10 protein-coding genes and 2 pseudogenes are annotated in these 16,413 nt (G+C 61.9%); 8 read left to right on the top strand and 4 right to left on the bottom strand.

All coding sequences use genetic code 11. The features are described 5' to 3' along the window. The first annotated feature begins 26 nt into the window (after window positions 1-26). From WJU18_RS16275 to WJU18_RS16240, 8 genes and pseudogenes are all read left to right on the top strand, one after another. Window positions 27-1,648, top strand: a pseudogene (locus tag WJU18_RS16275) (acyl-CoA carboxylase subunit beta). A 7-nt stretch (window positions 1,649-1,655) separates the two neighbouring features. Further along, window positions 1,656-3,656, top strand: a complete 2,001-nt coding sequence (locus tag WJU18_RS16270) for an acetyl/propionyl/methylcrotonyl-CoA carboxylase subunit alpha (protein WP_423453893.1) — start codon at window positions 1,656-1,658, stop codon at window positions 3,654-3,656. Between the two features lie 54 nt (window positions 3,657-3,710). Then, window positions 3,711-4,676 carry a Bug family tripartite tricarboxylate transporter substrate binding protein gene (locus tag WJU18_RS16265; RefSeq protein WP_423453892.1) on the top strand — a complete coding sequence of 322 codons (966 nt, stop codon included), beginning with the start codon at window positions 3,711-3,713 and terminating at the stop codon, window positions 4,674-4,676. Between the two features lie 146 nt (window positions 4,677-4,822). Then, complete coding sequence (locus tag WJU18_RS16260; protein ID WP_423461021.1) at window positions 4,823-5,512, top strand: enoyl-CoA hydratase/isomerase family protein; 690 nt, start codon at window positions 4,823-4,825, stop codon at window positions 5,510-5,512. Beyond that, entirely contained in the window at window positions 5,509-7,353 is a 1,845-nt protein-coding gene (locus WJU18_RS16255; protein ID WP_423453890.1) for an acyclic terpene utilization AtuA family protein, read from the top strand. The genes WJU18_RS16260 and WJU18_RS16255 overlap by 4 nt, the downstream gene beginning before the upstream one ends. Beyond that, window positions 7,350-9,443 (top strand): acetate--CoA ligase family protein, encoded by a 2,094-nt coding sequence (locus WJU18_RS16250; RefSeq protein WP_423453888.1) that lies wholly within the window; start codon window positions 7,350-7,352, stop codon window positions 9,441-9,443. Before WJU18_RS16255 ends, WJU18_RS16250 begins: the two co-directional genes overlap by 4 nt. A gap of 46 nt (window positions 9,444-9,489) precedes the next feature. After that, window positions 9,490-10,644 carry an acyl-CoA dehydrogenase family protein gene (locus WJU18_RS16245; RefSeq protein ID WP_423453886.1) on the top strand — a complete coding sequence of 385 codons (1,155 nt, stop codon included), beginning with the start codon at window positions 9,490-9,492 and terminating at the stop codon, window positions 10,642-10,644. A 253-nt stretch (window positions 10,645-10,897) separates the two neighbouring features. Then, window positions 10,898-12,124, top strand: a complete 1,227-nt coding sequence (locus tag WJU18_RS16240; RefSeq protein ID WP_423453884.1) for a urate hydroxylase PuuD — start codon at window positions 10,898-10,900, stop codon at window positions 12,122-12,124. Between the two features lie 35 nt (window positions 12,125-12,159). On the opposite strand, the gene WJU18_RS16235 is transcribed toward WJU18_RS16240, so the two are convergent. The 4 genes and pseudogenes from WJU18_RS16235 to prmB all read right to left on the bottom strand — a co-directional run bounded on the left by WJU18_RS16235 (window position 12,160) and on the right by prmB (window position 16,352). Further along, a complete protein-coding gene (locus WJU18_RS16235) occupies window positions 12,160-12,750 on the bottom strand; it encodes a hypothetical protein (RefSeq protein WP_423453882.1) in 591 nt (196 codons plus the stop codon). Between the two features lie 36 nt (window positions 12,751-12,786). Further along, a complete protein-coding gene (locus WJU18_RS16230; RefSeq protein ID WP_423453880.1) occupies window positions 12,787-13,035 on the bottom strand; it encodes a GlsB/YeaQ/YmgE family stress response membrane protein in 249 nt (82 codons plus the stop codon). Window positions 13,036-13,218: 183 nt separating this feature from the next. Continuing rightward, the gene (locus WJU18_RS16225) at window positions 13,219-15,372 is read right to left on the bottom strand and encodes an ATP-binding cassette domain-containing protein (RefSeq protein WP_423453878.1); all 2,154 of its coding nucleotides are present in this window, start codon (window positions 15,370-15,372) and stop codon (window positions 13,219-13,221) included. Window positions 15,373-15,483: 111 nt separating this feature from the next. After that, window positions 15,484-16,352: pseudogene (gene prmB, locus WJU18_RS16220) on the bottom strand (50S ribosomal protein L3 N(5)-glutamine methyltransferase). Window positions 16,353-16,413 lie beyond the last annotated feature (61 nt).

Genomic DNA, 16,413 nt, shown 5'->3' with positions numbered 1-16,413 from the left:
TCAAGTGCGAGAAAGTGTATTGACTCATGGACGCTTTTAACTCTCTTATCAACGCGCAATCCGAGGAGTATGCGAAGAACCGCACCGACATGCTGGCGCTCGTCGATCGGTTGCATCAGTTGCGCGACCGCGCGCGCCTTTTATCCGAGCGCCGGCGGGATGTCTTCGAAAAGCGCGGGCAGTTGCTGCCACGCGAACGCATCGCACGGCTACTGGACCCAGGCTTGCCTTTTCTGGAGTTGTTTGGACTGGCCAACTACCTTGTCGATCAGCCGGATCGCGACAAGAGTGTTCCAGGCGCCAGTACCTTGGCAGGCATCGGATTCGTGTCTGGCGTGCGCTGCATGGTCTACGCCTACGACAGCGGGATCAACGCCGGTGCCAGCACGGCCAAGAGCGGGGAGAAGCTCAGAAGGTGCCTGGACATCGCGCGCCTTTTGAAATTGCCTTTCCTGCAGTTGGTGGAAAGCGCCGGTGCCAATCTCATGAAATACAACGTCTCTGGCTGGGCCTGGGGCGGTGGTGGTTTCCGGCGCCTGGCCCAATTGAGCGCCGCTGGCGTGCCCGTGCTCACGATTCTCCATGGGCCTTCCACGGCGGGGGGGCCTACTACCCTGGATTGAGCGACTATGTCATCGCCGTGCGCGGCCGCGGGCGAGCCTCGCTTGGTGGCGCGGCCCTGGTGCGGGCGGCCACGGGTGAAATTGCAGACGAGGAAGAGTTGGCTGGCGCTGTCATGCATGCCGAGGTTTCGGGCTTGGTCGAATACCTTGCCGATGACGATGCGCACGCTATCGCCACCTTGAGAGAACTGGTCGCCAAGCTCGATTGGAACAAGCACTGCACACCTCCTCCGCCGGATACCTACAAGCCGCCGCGCTACAACACGGATGAGCTGGCTGGCGTCGTTCCCGTGGACTACCGCAAGGCCTACGATGTGCGCGAAGTGCTGGCGCGGCTGACAGACGACTCGGGTTTCAGCGAATTCAAGTCGCGCTACGGTGTCACCGTGGTCTGCAGCCACGCGAAGATCATGGGCCATGCGTGCGGGATCATCGGCAACAACGGGCCCATCGATCCCAATGGCGCGACCAAGGCGGCGCAGTTCCTGCAACTGTGCGACCAGGGGCAAATACCGGTGATTTTTCTCAACAACATCACAGGCTACATGGTCGGCCGCGACTATGAGCAGGCGGGCATGGTCAAGCATGGCGCCAAGATGATCCAGGCGGTAGCCAACATCCGGGTGCCCAAGATCACCCTCTACATCGGTGCCAGTTTCGGTGCCGGCAATTACGGCATGGCCGGCCTGGGCTATGACCCTGATTTCCTGTTTGCCTGGCCCAACGCGCGCACTGGCGTCATGGGCGGCGAACAGGCTGCCATCACCATGGACCAAGTCACGCGGCAGTCTGCCGAAAGGCGGGGCGAGGCGGTGGACGAGCAGCTCCTGGCCAAGCAGAAGGCGGACCTGATAGCGCACTACGAAGCGCAGGAAGACGCCTTTTTCACCTCAGGGCAGATGCTCGACATGGGCGTCATCGATCCGCGGGACAGCCGCCGCGTGCTGGGCTTCGCGCTGCAGACCTGTGCCGAAGCCCGGCACCGGGCCGTGCAACCCAACAGCTTCGGCGTCGCAAGAATGTGAGCGAGACATGAGGAAATTCGAAACCATTTTGATTGCCAATCGTGGCGAGATCGCCATCCGGGTGATGCGTGCTGCACGGGCGTTGGGCTATCGCACGGTGGCCGTGTATTCAGATCCCGATGCAGCCGCACCGCACGTCGGTTATGCCGACACCGCGGTGGCGATCGGAGAGGCTGCACCCAGTGCCTCATACCTGAATATTGAACGCCTTATCGGTGCGGCAAAAGCAAGTGGGGCGCAAGCAGTCCACCCGGGCTACGGGTTCCTGTCAGAAAACGCGCGGTTTGCGCAAGCTTGCGCTGACAACGGCCTGGTTTTTATCGGACCATCGCCTAACGCCATTCGCTGGATGGGTGACAAGGCCGGCGCGCGCCGCAGGATGGCGGAAGCGGGCGTGCCCTGCGTGCCTGGCTACGATGGCGAGGATCAGTCCGAAGCAACGTTGCTCAAGGAGGCTGGCCGCATCGGCATGCCTTTGATGGTCAAGGCCGCCGCAGGTGGTGGCGGACGCGGCATGCGTCTGGTCAACCAGTTGGAGGAGGTGCCTCATGCTTTGAAATCGGCCCGGGCCGAAGCACAGAACGCATTCGGCTCCGGTGCGCTGATCCTGGAGCGGGCCGTACAGAGGCCTCGCCACGTGGAGATCCAGGTATTTGGCGACAGCCTGGGCAACGTGGTCCACATGGGAGAGCGCGATTGTTCCGTTCAGCGCCGGCATCAGAAGGTGATTGAGGAGTCGCCATGCCCTGTAATGACACCTGAGCTGCGGGCGCGCATGGGGGCCGCGGCAGTGGCTGCCGCGCGCGCCATCGATTACGTCGGCGCGGGTACCGTGGAGTTTCTTCTCGATCAGGAGAACAACTACTATTTCCTCGAGATGAACACCCGCATCCAGGTGGAGCATCCGGTGACGGAAGCCGTGACGGGAATCGATCTCGTGCAACTGCAGATCCAGGCCGCGGAAGGCCTGGGATTGGGACTCACTCAGGAAGATGTGAACCTGACTGGCCATGCCATCGAGGCGCGCCTTTACGCCGAAGACGTGGCGGCGGGGTTTCTGCCCTCCACTGGCCAGATCGAATGCTGGCAGCGGCCATCAGGGCCAGGGATCCGCTGTGACGACGGTATCGAACAAGGGATGGTGGTTTCTCCCTACTACGACCCCATGCTGGCCAAGATCATCGCATCGGGGCCGACCAGGGATGTGGCACGGGCGCGGCTGATCGAAGCCCTGAAAGCCTCCATCATCATCGGCCCGCACAGCAACCGCGACTTCCTCATCGATACGCTGGAGAAGAGCACGTTCGTGAACGGTGGGGCGACGACAGCTTTCATCGCCGAGGAGTTCCCGCAATCGAAGTGGCAGCCAGCCGAGGTTTCGGATCATGCGTTGGCCATGGCTGGAATGCTGCTGTATTTGCATCGGCGCGACCGCTGGCTGGAAAAGTGCATTGGCGTGCCCCCCGAACTGCTCGACTGGTCGAGCGATGGCATCAAGTACAGCCGCTTCAACCTCGCAGGCCGGGACATCGTCGTGCGGCCAGCGGGTGTCCAGGCATACGAAATCGTTCTCGGCGAGAAAACGCTCTTTCAAATAGCGCGTGTCAGGCGCGAGGGCTTCAAGGCCAGTCTGAGCCTGAATGGTATCGATCGTTCGGTGCTGCATGTGTGCGCTGATCACAACCAGATCTACATCAGCCACGACGGGCACGGACACCATCTGAAGGACAAGTTGGCTGGCGAACGGTTGGGCACGGATGCCGCCTCGGGCGGGAATGTGCCTGCGCCGATGCACGGCGTCATTCTGGATCTTTTCGTGAGCGCCGGGCAGAAAGTGGAGAAAGGTACTCGGCTCGCGGTGCTGGAGGCCATGAAGATGCAGCACGACATCGTAGCGGCTCAGGCCGGTGAGATATCCGAAATCCTGTGTGAAAAAGGAAAACAGGTGGCCTCAGGAGCCTTGCTCTTCAAAGTCGCCGCCACGGAGAGCCCGGAGGTGGCCGCCTGAGTGCTGTTGATGACTGAAGCTTGAACCCATCTAAAACTATCAGGAGACAAGAAGATGCGCTCTCTCAAGAAGATTTTGTTCGGTCTCGTGCTCGGGACGTCCGCCCACCTGGCACAAGCCTTCCCGGACAAGCAAGTCGTGATCGTTGTTCCTTTTCCCGCAGGCGGTGTCACTGACGTCCAGTCGCGTGTCGTGGCCGAGCGGCTGGCCGAACGCTGGGGCAAACCGGTGATCGTGGAAAACCGCGTGGGTGCCGGTGGCACGATCGGTACGGGATATGTGCTTCGCCAACCGGCGGACGGGCACACGATCCTGATGCAATCGCCGGCCGTCATGATTTCCGCGGAGTTGCTGCGCGACAACGCAGGCTACCGGTCAGCGGAGGATTTCGTGGCCTTCACCGACGCATTCGCTTCGCCGGTAGTGCTCGTCGCAAGCGGAGGCACTTCGGCGCGTAACGCGCGGGATTTTTTTGAAGAAGCGCGCAAGGCGGGCAATTTCAGCTTCGCGTCACATGGCTACGGCAGCAGCACGCAATACATCGGGGAGCGCCTCAAGATCGAAGCCAAGGTGCCTTTGATCCACGTGCCGATGGCGGGCGAAAGCCAGATGGTGACCAATCTGATCGGGGGCCATGTGACGACGGCCTTCATGAGCGCATCGGGGGCCAAGAAAGCCCTTGATTCCGGTTCAGCCTGGCTCGTTGCCGTGACCGGTACCAGCCGGTGGCCGGCCTTCCCGCAAGTGCCCACTTTCCGGGAACTGGGGCTTTCCAAGATGGACCGGATGACCGGTGCCAAGTACTTCGTCCGCAAGGGAACGCCACCTGAACTGATTCAACGCCTTTCCGCGGATTTCGCGCTCGCCATCAAGGACCCGAAATCGGCCGAAGCCACCAAAGCCTTGGGAGTGACGCCAGCGACTTCCACACCAGAGAAAGCCTCTCAGGATCTTTCGGCGGAACTGGCCGAATGGAAGGAATCCATTCGCGAATTCGGCAACCTGACCAACGCCAAGTAGAACGGAACAGCATATGAAAAGGAGCTTTCGGTGAAGGTATTACCTGCTTTTGAGACACTCGTCCTGCGCCAGGAAGGCACGCGGCTGGACGTCCTGTTCAACCGCCCGGAACAACGCAACGCCATCAACTCGGTCATGGCGCGCGAATTCTCCGAACTGGTCGATTTCCTGGCGGCCGAGCCGGCCATCCGTGTGGTGACTGTGCGCGGCGCGGGGGGCACTTCTGTGCCGGAGGCGATATCAAGGAGCGCCGATCCATGGCTGACGATACAGGAGGGGTGGAGGCCATTGAGAAGCGCAACCGTGATGCAGGGCACATGTTCCTGCGGTTCGTCAGGTTGCCCCAGACCACCATCTCTCTGATCGAAGGCTCCGCCTTTGGCGGTGGCTTTGGCTATGCATGCCTCACTGATATCACGATTCTGACGCGCGGCGCCCGCATGGGCATGCCCGAAACCCAGATTGGCGTGGCACCTGCGCAGATTGCCCAATGGGTGGTGCGGCGGGTCGGGCTGCCGCGGGCGCGTCAGTTGGCGCTGACCGCTGAGCGCTTCGATGGCGAAACTGCCTACGGCTACGGTGTTGGCCAGTATCTGTGCAATGACGGCGAGGCCGACAAGATGCTCGAGAACGTAGTGGCCAAGGTGCAGTCCTGCGGGCCGCTGGCGTGCGCCGCCACCAAACGCATCATGGATGCGGTCGATAAGGGCCGTGAAGTCGAGTTGATCGACCTCGCCGCTCATGAATTCGGACTGTTGAACGGTGGCCCCGAAGCGCGCGAAGGGCAGTCCGCCTTTGCGGAGAAGCGGGCTCCAGCGTGGGGAGCAAGACCATGAGCGAAGCCGGAATGAATCGGGTGGTGCGCATCGGGGGCGCATCAGGCTATTGGGGCGATAGCGCGGAGGCCGCCAGGCAACTCGTGTTGAAGGGGAATATCAACTACCTCGTCTTCGATTACCTCGCGGAAGTGACGATGTCCATATTGGTGCGAGCCCGCGCCAAGACGCCTGAGGCTGGATATGCGCGGGATTTCGTGGATCTGGTGATGAAGCCGCTGCTGCCGGAGATCCATCGGCGCGGCATCCGGGTCATCGCCAACGCTGGCGGTGTGAACATCGCTGCGTGCGCGGAGGCCTTGGCCAAGGTGGCTGACGAGGCCGGCCTCAAGTTGCGCATTGCCACTGTGGCGGGCGACGATCTGATGGGCCGTGTGGAGGAACTGCGTGGCGAGGACGTCCGGGACATGACCACCGGCAAGTCCATGCCCGGCAGGCTCATCAGTGCCAATGCCTATCTGGGAGCCTTCCCGATCGCAGCGGCACTCGATAGCGGTGCGGACATCGTCATCACAGGGCGCTGCGTCGATAGCGCCACCACGCTCGGAGCACTGATCCATGAGTTCGGATGGCGGCCCGAGGACCACGACCGGCTGGCCGCCGGTACCCTGGCCGGCCATATTCTGGAATGCGGTGCCCAAGGCACAGGGGGCAATTTCACCGACTGGCGTGACGTGGTCGCCGGCTGGCCAGACATGGGGTATCCGATCGCCGAATGTGAATCTTCAGGCGGCTTTGTGATCACCAAGCCCGAAGACACCGGAGGACTGGTGTCGCGCCTGTCGGTGTCGGAGCAGATCGTTTATGAGTTGGGGGATCCCGGCGCTTACCTGATGCCGGATGTCACCTGCGATTTTCGCGGCGTCAGCGTAACCGAATGCGGCCGCGATCGCGTGCGCGTCGAGGGCGCGCGGGGTTATCCACCCCCGAAGAGCCTCAAGGTTTCAGCCACCTGGCACGATGGGTATCGCGCGTCGTCGAGTACGGTCATCGCGGGATTTGACGTGATCGAGAAGGCGGAGGCTTACAGCTCCGCGCTGCTCGAACGTGTCAATCGCATGTTGAAGGAACGCGGGCTCGAAGCATTGAATCATGTCGCGGTACACCTGATCGGGGCGGAAACGCTTTTGGGCGCCCATGCCCGGCCTGAGGTACGCGCGAGCCGCGAAGTCATGGTGCGCATTGATGTGCGCCATGCCAAACGTGACGCGCTGGAGTTATTTTCCAAGGAGGTGACCGGAGTGGGCTTGTCCATGACCACGGGCCGCTGCTCTGGTGGTGCCGGCAGACCGAAAGTCACTCCGGTAATCGCCCAGTTTGCCTTCCTCGTGGATCGCGGCAAGGTGCAGATCGACGTGCATGTCGATGGCAAGCAGATCGCTTTCACACCGGCCATGCCTCATTCGTTTTTCGATCCGTCGCAAATGCATGACATGCGAATTCCAGTGCCTGATGGTGCTGCGGCGGGCGGCGAAGTGGAAGTGCCGCTCATCGAACTCGCGGTAGCTCGCAGCGGCGATAAAGGCGACAACGCCAACGTCGGAGTCATCGCCCGCCATGCCGAGTTGCTGCCCTGGTTGAAGCAGGCGTTGACCGCCGAGCGTGTTGGCCAGTGGTTTGCACACGTTCAGCGGGGAGGAACGGAGCGCTACGAGATGCCTGGCTTGCTGGCTTTCAACTTCGTTTTGGCCAATGCCCTCGATGGCGGCGGAACGTCATCATTGCACCTGGATTCACAAGGCAAGACGTATGCCCAGCAATTGCTTGCCATGCCAGTCAGGATACCTGAGTCCATGCTGGCACATGCTCGGAAGATACCTCCGAAGGTGGCTGTGCAATGAACGCATCGCTCGATGCCTTGCTCAACCCTCGCTCGGTGGCGATCATCGGTGCATCCAATGTACCGGCACGCATCGGCGGGCGGCCGATCCACAACCTGATCGCGGCCGGCTTCCAAGGGCACATCTATCCAGTCAATCCGAAGTATGCCGAAGTGCAGGGATTGCCCGCGTTTCGCAATATCGCGGACATCCCCGGACCAGTGGACTGCGCCATTGTGGCTGTTCCCGCAATTGACCTGGTGGAGACCATGCGCGCATGCGCTGGCGCTGGCGTGCGTTCGGCGGTGGTGTTTACCTCGGGTCTGGCCGAGATGGGGGAGCAGGGCGCGGAGACCCAGAGGCTGATCGCCACGATCGCGCGTGATGCGGGCATGCGCATCGTCGGCCCCAACTGCCTCGGCGTAGCAGTGCCTGGCAAGCAATGGTATGGAACCTTCGCGAGCTATCCGGCGATGAAGCTGATGCGCTCCGGAAGCCTTGGCATCATCAGTCAATCCGGCGCCTATGGCTCACACCTCTATATGGTGGCGCAGTCTCGCGGGCTGGGAGTGTCCCATTGGGTCACCACCGGCAACGAAGCCGACGTCGATGTCGCGGAGGTCATCGAGTATTACGCTGGCAGGCCGGAAATCAAGGTCATCGCGGCCTATGCGGAGGGGGTGCGTGACATGGCCGCCATGAAGAGGGCCCTGGCGGCGGCCCATTCCGCCCGCAAGCCAGTCATTTTCATGAAGGTAGGGCAGTCGACCGTGGGCGCCGCCGCGGCTGCCTCGCATACGGCCTCACTGGCAGGGGCGGATGCGCTCTATGGCGCGTTGTTCGCGCAGTACGGCGTTTATCGTGCCAGTACCACCGAAGAGATCCTCGATGTGGCATATGCCTGCCAGTTCGGCGAGTTTCCCAAGGGCCGGCGGGTTTGCCTGCAAAGCATCTCCGGTGGAGTTGGTGTGTTGATGTCCGATGCCGCCGAAGCGGCAGGGTTGCAGTTGCCGGCATTGCCCGAGCCAGTGCAGCAGCGGATTTCGCAGCTGATTCCGTTTGCCGGTACCCGCAATCCGGTTGACTTCACAGGCAAGGCGTTGGCCGAGCCCGCGTTGATCGAGGAAATCTCGGATCTGGCTATTGGCAGCGGGAACTACGACAGCTATGTGATCTACATGGCATCGGTCGCGTCGTCGCCGTTGACCAGGGATGCCGTGGCGGCTGTCTATGAGCGGGTGCGCCAGAAGCACGGACAGCAATCACTGATGCTGAGCCTCATCATGGCAACGCCGGAGGACAAAGCCTACTACGAAAGGCTTGGAATGCCGTGTTTCGAGGATCCGTCGCTCGCGGTGCGGGCCATGGGCGCCCTCAGCCATTTTGGGGAGGCATTCGAGCGCAAGCTGCCTTCACAAGAACGCCAGCGGCCGGCAGGTGCGCTCGATCTCCCCTCTGCTCCGATAGACGAATATCAAGCAAAGAAAATCCTCGCAAGCTGGGGCATTCCGGTGGCAGAGGATCGCCTGGTGCGCTCCCGGGCGGAAGCTTCGGCGGCCTGGTCGGGGATCAATGGGGCCGTGGCCATGAAAATCGTGGCGGCGGAGATTCTGCACAAGACCGAGATGGGTGGCGTCATCCTGAACGTCTCATCCGCGGACGCAGCGGCGCAGGCCTACGACACGCTGATGCAGCGCGTGCGGACGGCCTACCCTGACGTGAGCAACGTGGCCGTGCTGGTCACCCCCATGATCAAGGGAGGTATTGAAACCGTCCTGGGTGTGATGAACGACCCCACGTTCGGTCCGGCCGTTATGTTCGGCCTGGGAGGCATCCTGGTCGAGGTGCTTCACGACGTCACTTTCCGGTTGGCACCCTTCGATGAGAAGGAGGCTCGCCGCATGATCGATGAAATCCAGGGCCGTGCCGTACTGGACGGCGTACGCGGCGCGGCGGCCTCCGATGTCGATGCACTGGCCTCGGCGCTGTCGCGCTTGTCTTTTTTCGCGGCAGAGAACGCTGGCAAGCTGGCGTCTGTGGATGTCAATCCATTTCTCTTGCTTCCAAATGGTGCCGTGGCCCTGGACGCCCTGATCATTCCCAAGTCCTGATGTGTCAGTTTCATCAGTTTCAACAGTTTCTATAGAAGGAAAAATCATGCAATTCACCGAAGAGCATCACAAGATCTTCAATGCCGTCAAGAAATTCATTGCCAACGAAATAAACCCCCACGTCGATGAGTGGGAGAAAGCTGGCAAGTTTCCCGCGCATGAATTGTTCAAGAAGATGGGCAATCTCGGTTTCCTGGGCATCACGAAACCGACGGAATATGGTGGCCTTGGGCTGGATTGGAGCTACAACCTCATGTATGCCGAGGCCATGGGAGAAGCCGCGTGCGGCGGGATTCCCATGGCAACGGGTGTGCAGACCGATATGTCCACCCCCGCATTGGCCGAACATGGTTCTGACGAATTGCGCAAGGAGTTCCTGGCTCCCGCGATCGCTGGGGACTATGTGGCATGCATTGGCGTCTCCGAGGAAGGCTCCGGCTCGGATGTGGCTTCCCTGCGCACGACCGCTCGCACGGACGGCGGAGACTATGTCATCAACGGCAGCAAGATGTGGATCACCAACGGCTCCCAGGCTGATTTCATGTGCATGCTGGCCAATACCAGTGAAGGGCCTGTCCACAAGAACAAGTCCTTGATCGTGGTGCCCATGAAAACCAAGGGCGTCACCGTGGCAAGGACGCTGGACAAGCTGGGCATGCGGTCTTCGGATACCGCCCAGATCTTTTTCGAGAACGTCCGCGTGCCGAAGCGCTACTGCATTGGCGAGGAGGGGATGGGATTCATGTATCAGATGGGGCAGTTCCAGTACGAGCGCCTGTACGCCGCAGCCAAGCAGATCCGCGCAATGGAGTGCGCCATCGAAGAGACGATCAACTACACCCGGGAGCGCAAGGCGTTCGGCAAGTCGCTGCTGGATAACCAAGTTATCCACTTCAAGCTGGCTGAACTGCAATCCGAGGTGGAGGCGCTCCGCTCGATGGTCTACAGGGCAGTCAGCCTGGTCATCAATGGCGAGGACGTGACACGGCTCGCTTCCATGGCCAAGCTCAAGGCAGGCCGGCTGGTGCGCCAGGTAGCGGACAACTGCCTCCAATACTATGGCGGCATGGGATTCATGAACGAAACACCTATTTCGAGAATGTTTCGGGACACGCGGCTGGCTTCAATCGGAGGTGGCGCCGATGAAATCATGCTGACCATCATCTCGAAGTACATGGGCATCCTGCCAAAGGGCCACTGAAGTTCACGGGGCGATGGGGCAGGGCGTCTGCGTTTGTTCCTGCAAAACTCCATTCAGCGCCTTGCGTGTTTCCCGGAGATGCGCGATTGCCACGCTGCGCTGGAGTTGGCGCGTTGTTTTGTATACACTTTGTGCCGGATCGCAGCGGTGCCCAGCGGGCCTGTACTTTTGCAGGCTCCCGATGCGCGATCTCGTGGTTGATTGAAACGGCTTGCAGCGCCCGCAGTGGCAGGCCGAACACAAGGATGAAACCATGGACGCATACCTGCTTGACTGGGCCAACCTGCTGCTGCGCTGGCTGCACGTGATCGTGGCCATTGCCTGGATCGGCTCTTCGTTTTACTTCGTCTTCCTGGACAACAACCTGCTGGCGCCCACCGCCGACGACCTGAAGAAAAAGGGTGTTGACGGCGCCATGTGGGCCGTGCACGGCGGCGGTTTCTACAACCCGCAAAAGTACATGGTGGCGCCGCAAGGCGGCATCATCGACAGCAAGCTGCACTGGTTCTATTGGGAAAGCTATAGCACCTGGCTGTCGGGTTTTGCGCTGTTTGTCGTGCTATACCTATGGAACGCCAATGCTTTCCTGATCGACAAGCAGGTCATGGACTGGTCGCCCGTGGCGGCCGGCGCGGCCGCGGTGGGCTTTCTGGCCGTCTTCTGGTTCATCTACGACGCCATCTGCCGTGTGTTCGGCTTCCGGCCGGACGGCGAGCGCATCGTGGGCGCTCTGCTTTTCATCGTGGTGTGCTTTGCCGCGTGGCTGGCCTGCCAGCTGTTTGCCGGGCGCGCAGCCTTTCTGATCGTCGGCGCCATGCTGGCCACGACGATGAGCGCCAACGTGTTCTTCTGGATCATTCCCGGGCAGCGCAAGGTCGTGGCGGCCATGACCGGCGGCAAGGCCTATGACGCCAGTGCGCTGGCCATTCACGGCCAGCGGGGCAAGCAGCGCAGCGTGCACAACACCTATTTCACGCTGCCGGTCATCTTCGCGATGCTCAGCAACCACTACAGCTTCGTCTACAGCCATCCCCAGCGCTGGCTGGTGCTGGTGTTGATGATGCTGGCTGGCGCCTTGATTCGTCAGTTCTTCGTGCAGCGCCATGGTTGGCACCTGGGCCGCGCCGCCAATCCATGGCCGTATGCGGCGGCCGGCGTGGTTCTGCTGGCGGCTGTGATTGTCTGGCTTCGGCCCGCTGCGCAGCCTGCCGCCGCAGCGCTACCCGAAACCGTGAGCTACGCCGCCGTCCGCCCGGTGCTGGAGCAACGCTGCTATCAGTGCCATGGAGAGGCAGTGCAGATGAAGAACCTGCGCTTCGATTCACAGCAGCAGGTTGAAACCCACGCGCAGCAAATCTACCAACAGGTGGTGGTGAACAAGCTGATGCCGCTCAGCAACGCCACGCAGATGACCGACGTGGAGCGCGCGCTGATCGGGCGCTGGTTTGAAGGGCAAGGGGCCAACAAGGGCAATAAGTGATGCACCAGCCCTCCATTGACGAGCCTGGCGGCGATTCAAATAGCTGAACCGTCCGGCGCGACTGGAGCGGCCTGCGTTCTGCTGTAGGACAGAGCCACGCGCCGGTTAGGCGCTGGCAAGGCCAAAGGCGCTGCTTTCACCACTTTCACGCAATCACGAATGTGCTGCTCACCGAGGTAGCGCAGCGCCGCGTAGCCAAGGGCTCCAGAAACCAGCTGCCCTGCGAAGGGGACATACTTGCTGGCCTGGGCGGTCGTCAGGCGCAGCCCGACGGCGCGTGCGAAGCGCAGGATCAGATCGCGCGTGACCACCCGGCCGATGATGACCGAGCCGGCCATGGCGACGGCCTTTTGCACACGCTCCTTCTCCTTGGAATCGAGCTTGTCGATTTGCCCTGGGGTCAGGCCGAACTCGGCGTTGACCTTGGGCAGCAAGCGCGCCAGCATGGCCGCGTCCACCGCCCAATCGAGGCCCGGCAACGGTATCGCGCCAGCCACACCCGCCACGATGGCGCGCTTTCGCAGCAGTTGGCGGCTACGCAGCACGGCTTGTTCCAGTGCGGGGTTGCCTTCTGCCAATTGCAGCGCGTCAGGTTCCTTGGGTTTGCGGGTGGGCAATATCTTCATGCTTTGCCGAGCCTAAACACGTTCTGAGAAGCGGTGTCAGCTTTTCTTAGTGACCAATCCGTAGACGAACAGGACGATGAGGGCGCCGATGATCGAGGCGATCCAGCCCACGGGCGTGCCCGCCTGGTACAGGCCCAGCGCCGCGCCACCATAGCTGGCTACCAGGGAGCCGACGACGCCCAGAATGGTCGTCATGATGATGCCCATGCTCTGGTTGCCCGGCATGATGGCGCGCGCAATCAGGCCCACGACGAAGCCTACGATGATGGTGACGATGATACCCATGTGTTTTCCCTTCTTGGTTATGCCACGTGCTGGCCGTGGTGAGGGCACTGTAACCTCGTGACGTAAAGGCTGTTTGTCAGACTAGGGCGATGTTACAAATTTTGGGAAGAGCGGCACAAGGGATGTTAAGTGTTCACAGGGGTGTCGTTTGCGCCCAACGGGGGTAGAAACTACTCACCGTGTCTACTCGGCAGCCTCCGCCTCGATCTGCTCAATGGCTTGCCCCGCCGCAAGCCAGGCTTCCTCTGCCGTCGCCAGTTCCTCGTCAATCGATTTGAGGCGGCGCCCCGCGGCGGCCAGCTCAGGCGGCGGAAGGGGACTTGCCAGCCGTTCCTGCAATTCGTCTTTCTCCTTCTGCAGGCTGCTCATACGCGCTTCCGCGTCGGTTTGAGCTTTCCTGTGAGGGCGCAATTGCGCAGTCAATGCCTGCCGGCGCTGGGCGGCCTGCTTGCGGCGTTCGGCGCCTCCGGGCGAGGTGCTTGCGGATTCAGGTGCTTTCTCGGCGGCCACGGAGGGCTCAGGGCTCTGCGCGGGCGCATCGGAGGCGGCCTGGGCAGCGGCTTGTTCGCGGGCCGCTTCTCTCAGGCGCTTGGCTTCGTCCAGCAGATAGCGCTGGTAGTCGTCCAGATCACCGTCGAAGGGCGCGACACCGCCACGCGCCACCAGCCAGAACTCATCGCACACGCTGCGCAGCAGAGCCCGGTCGTGGCTGACCAGCATCACCGTGCCCTCGAATTCATTCAGCGCCACGGCCAGCGCCTCGCGCGTGGCGAGATCCAGGTGGTTGGTGGGCTCGTCAAGCAGCAGCAGGTTGGGGCGCTGCCAGACGATCATCGCCAGCACCAGGCGCGCTTTTTCTCCGCCACTGAATTGCCCAACGGGTTGCAGGACCATTTCACCCGGAAAGCTGAAAGTGCCCAGGAAGTTGCGCAACTGCTGCTCGCGGGCGGCCTCCGTGTTGGCCTGTCCGGTTTCGCGGGCCAGCCGGACCATGTGTTCGAGCGGGGTGTCCTGCGGGCGCAGCACATCCAGCTCCTGCTGGGCAAAATAGCCGATCGTGAGGCCTTTGCCCTCGGTCAGGGTGCCGCCCAGCGGCAGCATGGTGCGGGCAATGGTCTTGACTACGGTGGATTTGCCTTGCCCGTTGGCACCCAGAATGCCAATGCGCTGCCCTGCCAGTACGGTGCGCGAGACATCTGTCACGATGACTCGGTCGCCCGGGCCGGGCTCGGGCGGCAACTCTCCCCGAGCGGCCAGTTCGGCATGCAGGGATTGGGTGGTCGCGTAGTCGGGCAAGCCCCTTTCCTGGAGGGGTGCCGCGTCGTAGGCGGATACATCGGCGGCGCGGTAGCCGAACGCCGCGTCGCGGATCGCCAGCATGGGGTTGGGCAGATTCGCGGGCTCCTTGAACTCGAACTGGAACTCGGCATCGGCCAGCACTGGTGCGATCTTTTCCATGCGCTCCAGCGCTTTCACACGGCTTTGCGCCTGGCGGGCCTTGGTGGCTTTGGCCTTGAAGCGGTCGATGAATTTCTGCAGGTGCGCGATCTTTTCCTGCTGCTTGGCAAATGCGGCCTGCTGCAAGGACAGCTGCTGCGCACGCAGCTCTTCGAAGGTGCTGTAATTGCCGCCATAGCGGGTGAGGCGCGCGTGCTCGATATGCAGCGTGACGTTGGTCACCGCATCCAGAAACTCGCGATCATGGCTGATCACGATCATCGTGCCCGGGTAGCGCGCCAGCCAGGATTCCAGCCACACCAGAGCATCCAGATCCAGGTGGTTGGTGGGTTCGTCGAGCAACAGCAGGTCGCTGGGCGCCATCAGCGCGCGGGCCAGTTGCAGCCGCATGCGCCAGCCGCCGGAAAAGCTGTTCACGGGCCGGTCCAGCTCATGCACCTTGAAGCCAAGCCCCAGGATCAGGGCTTGCGCCCGAGGCGAGGCGTCGTGCGCGCCTGCGTCGTGCAGGTCGCTGTGAGCCTGGGCGATGGCCATGCCGATATCGGCATCGAGCGGGTTTTCGGCGGCCATCTGCTCGGCCTTGGACAACTGCTGTTGTAGCTCCGCCAGGCGTGTGTCGCCCGCGAGCACGAATTCCGTGGCAGTTTCCGTGGTTTCGGGCATGTTCTGCGCGACCTGGGCAAGCCGCCAGCTCGCGGGCATGGCGAAATCGCCCCCGTCTTCGTGCAGGGTGCCGTTGAACAGCGCGAACAACGTGGATTTACCGGCGCCGTTGCGGCCCACCAAGGCGACTTTTTCGCCGGGATGAATGGTCGCGCTAGCACCATCGAGCAGCACCTTGGCGCCACGGCGCAGGGTGATGGAATTCAGGGAAATCATCAGAACGTGAAACTTTCAGTGGCTTGGCGTTGAGGGTGCTCTTGCCAGCCGGATTTTCCCCTGCCGCTCCGGCTTTCGGCCGGTGTGACGGGAAAGGAGAGATGCAAATAATTAAAGCAAGGCGTCGCGAGGGATCAGCAGCACTTGGTCGCCGCCCGCACTGGTGTCCAGCCAAACAGGCGTCAACTGGGGAAAGGCGGCCTCGAAATGGTCGCGCTCGTAGCCAATTTCCAGCACCAGCACGCCCGATGGGCTGAGGCGGGGGGCGCAGCAGCCAGCAGAGCCCGGATGAAGTCCATTCCATCCGTCCCGCCTGCCAAGGCCAGCGCAGGCTCCGCGCGGTATTCGGCTGGCAGCGCGTCCATGCTCGCTGAATTGACATAGGGCGGGTTGCACAGCATTAGGTCATACGGCCCCTGGCAACTCACCAGTCCGTCGCTCTCAATGAGGCGTATGCGTTCCGAAAGCCCGTGCTTGTCGACATTGATACGGGCCACGGCGAGGGCATCAGTGCTGATGTCGGCCGCATCCACGGTAATGTCCGGCCACGCCAGCGCGGCCAGCACGGCCAGGCTGCCGTTGCCGGTGCACAAATCCAGTACACGATGGGTACGCTCAGAGAGCCACGGATCGATGCTGCCATCCGCGATGGCTTCGGCGATCAGGCTTCGCGGGACGATGGCGCGCTCATCTATATAGAAAGGCACTCCATACAGCCAGGCTTCGCGGGTGAGATAGGCCAGGGGTTGGCGTGTGCTGATGCGCGCCTGCAAAAGTTCGGCCACACGGGCTTGCTGTCCGGCGGCGACAAGTTGCGCAGCCGTCGGGGTACCATCCAGCTCGGTATCGAGCGGCAAGCCAAGCGCATGCAGCACCAGCCACGTGGCTTCATCGTGGGCATTGGTGGTACCGTGGCCGAAATGCACGCCAGCCTCGGTCAGCTGGCGTTCGGTATCCTGAATGAGTTCAGCAAGATTCATGGGGCTTATCCGTGCCTCCTCACCGTCATTCCCGCCTGCGCGGGAATGACGAGAAAGAAGC

It is taken from the genome of Ottowia sp. VDI28 (assembly GCF_049532675.1).
In the GTDB taxonomy this organism is placed as follows: domain Bacteria; phylum Pseudomonadota; class Gammaproteobacteria; order Burkholderiales; family Burkholderiaceae_C; genus Ottowia.
Note: the sequence above shows the minus strand (reverse complement) of the source record. Positions and strands in the feature narration are given on the sequence as shown.

Coding starts and splice junctions, on each gene's coding strand:
- WJU18_RS16240 (WP_423453884.1), top strand. CDS start 10,898: ATGGACGCATACCTGCTTGACTGGGCCAACCTGCTGCTGCGCTGGCTG.
- WJU18_RS16230 (WP_423453880.1), bottom strand. CDS start 13,035: ATGGGTATCATCGTCACCATCATCGTAGGCTTCGTCGTGGGCCTGATT.
- WJU18_RS16255 (WP_423453890.1), top strand. CDS start 5,509: ATGAGCGAAGCCGGAATGAATCGGGTGGTGCGCATCGGGGGCGCATCA.
- WJU18_RS16265 (WP_423453892.1), top strand. CDS start 3,711: ATGCGCTCTCTCAAGAAGATTTTGTTCGGTCTCGTGCTCGGGACGTCC.
- WJU18_RS16270 (WP_423453893.1), top strand. CDS start 1,656: ATGAGGAAATTCGAAACCATTTTGATTGCCAATCGTGGCGAGATCGCC.
- WJU18_RS16245 (WP_423453886.1), top strand. CDS start 9,490: ATGCAATTCACCGAAGAGCATCACAAGATCTTCAATGCCGTCAAGAAA.
- WJU18_RS16250 (WP_423453888.1), top strand. CDS start 7,350: ATGAACGCATCGCTCGATGCCTTGCTCAACCCTCGCTCGGTGGCGATC.
- WJU18_RS16225 (WP_423453878.1), bottom strand. CDS start 15,372: ATGATTTCCCTGAATTCCATCACCCTGCGCCGTGGCGCCAAGGTGCTG.
- WJU18_RS16235 (WP_423453882.1), bottom strand. CDS start 12,750: ATGAAGATATTGCCCACCCGCAAACCCAAGGAACCTGACGCGCTGCAA.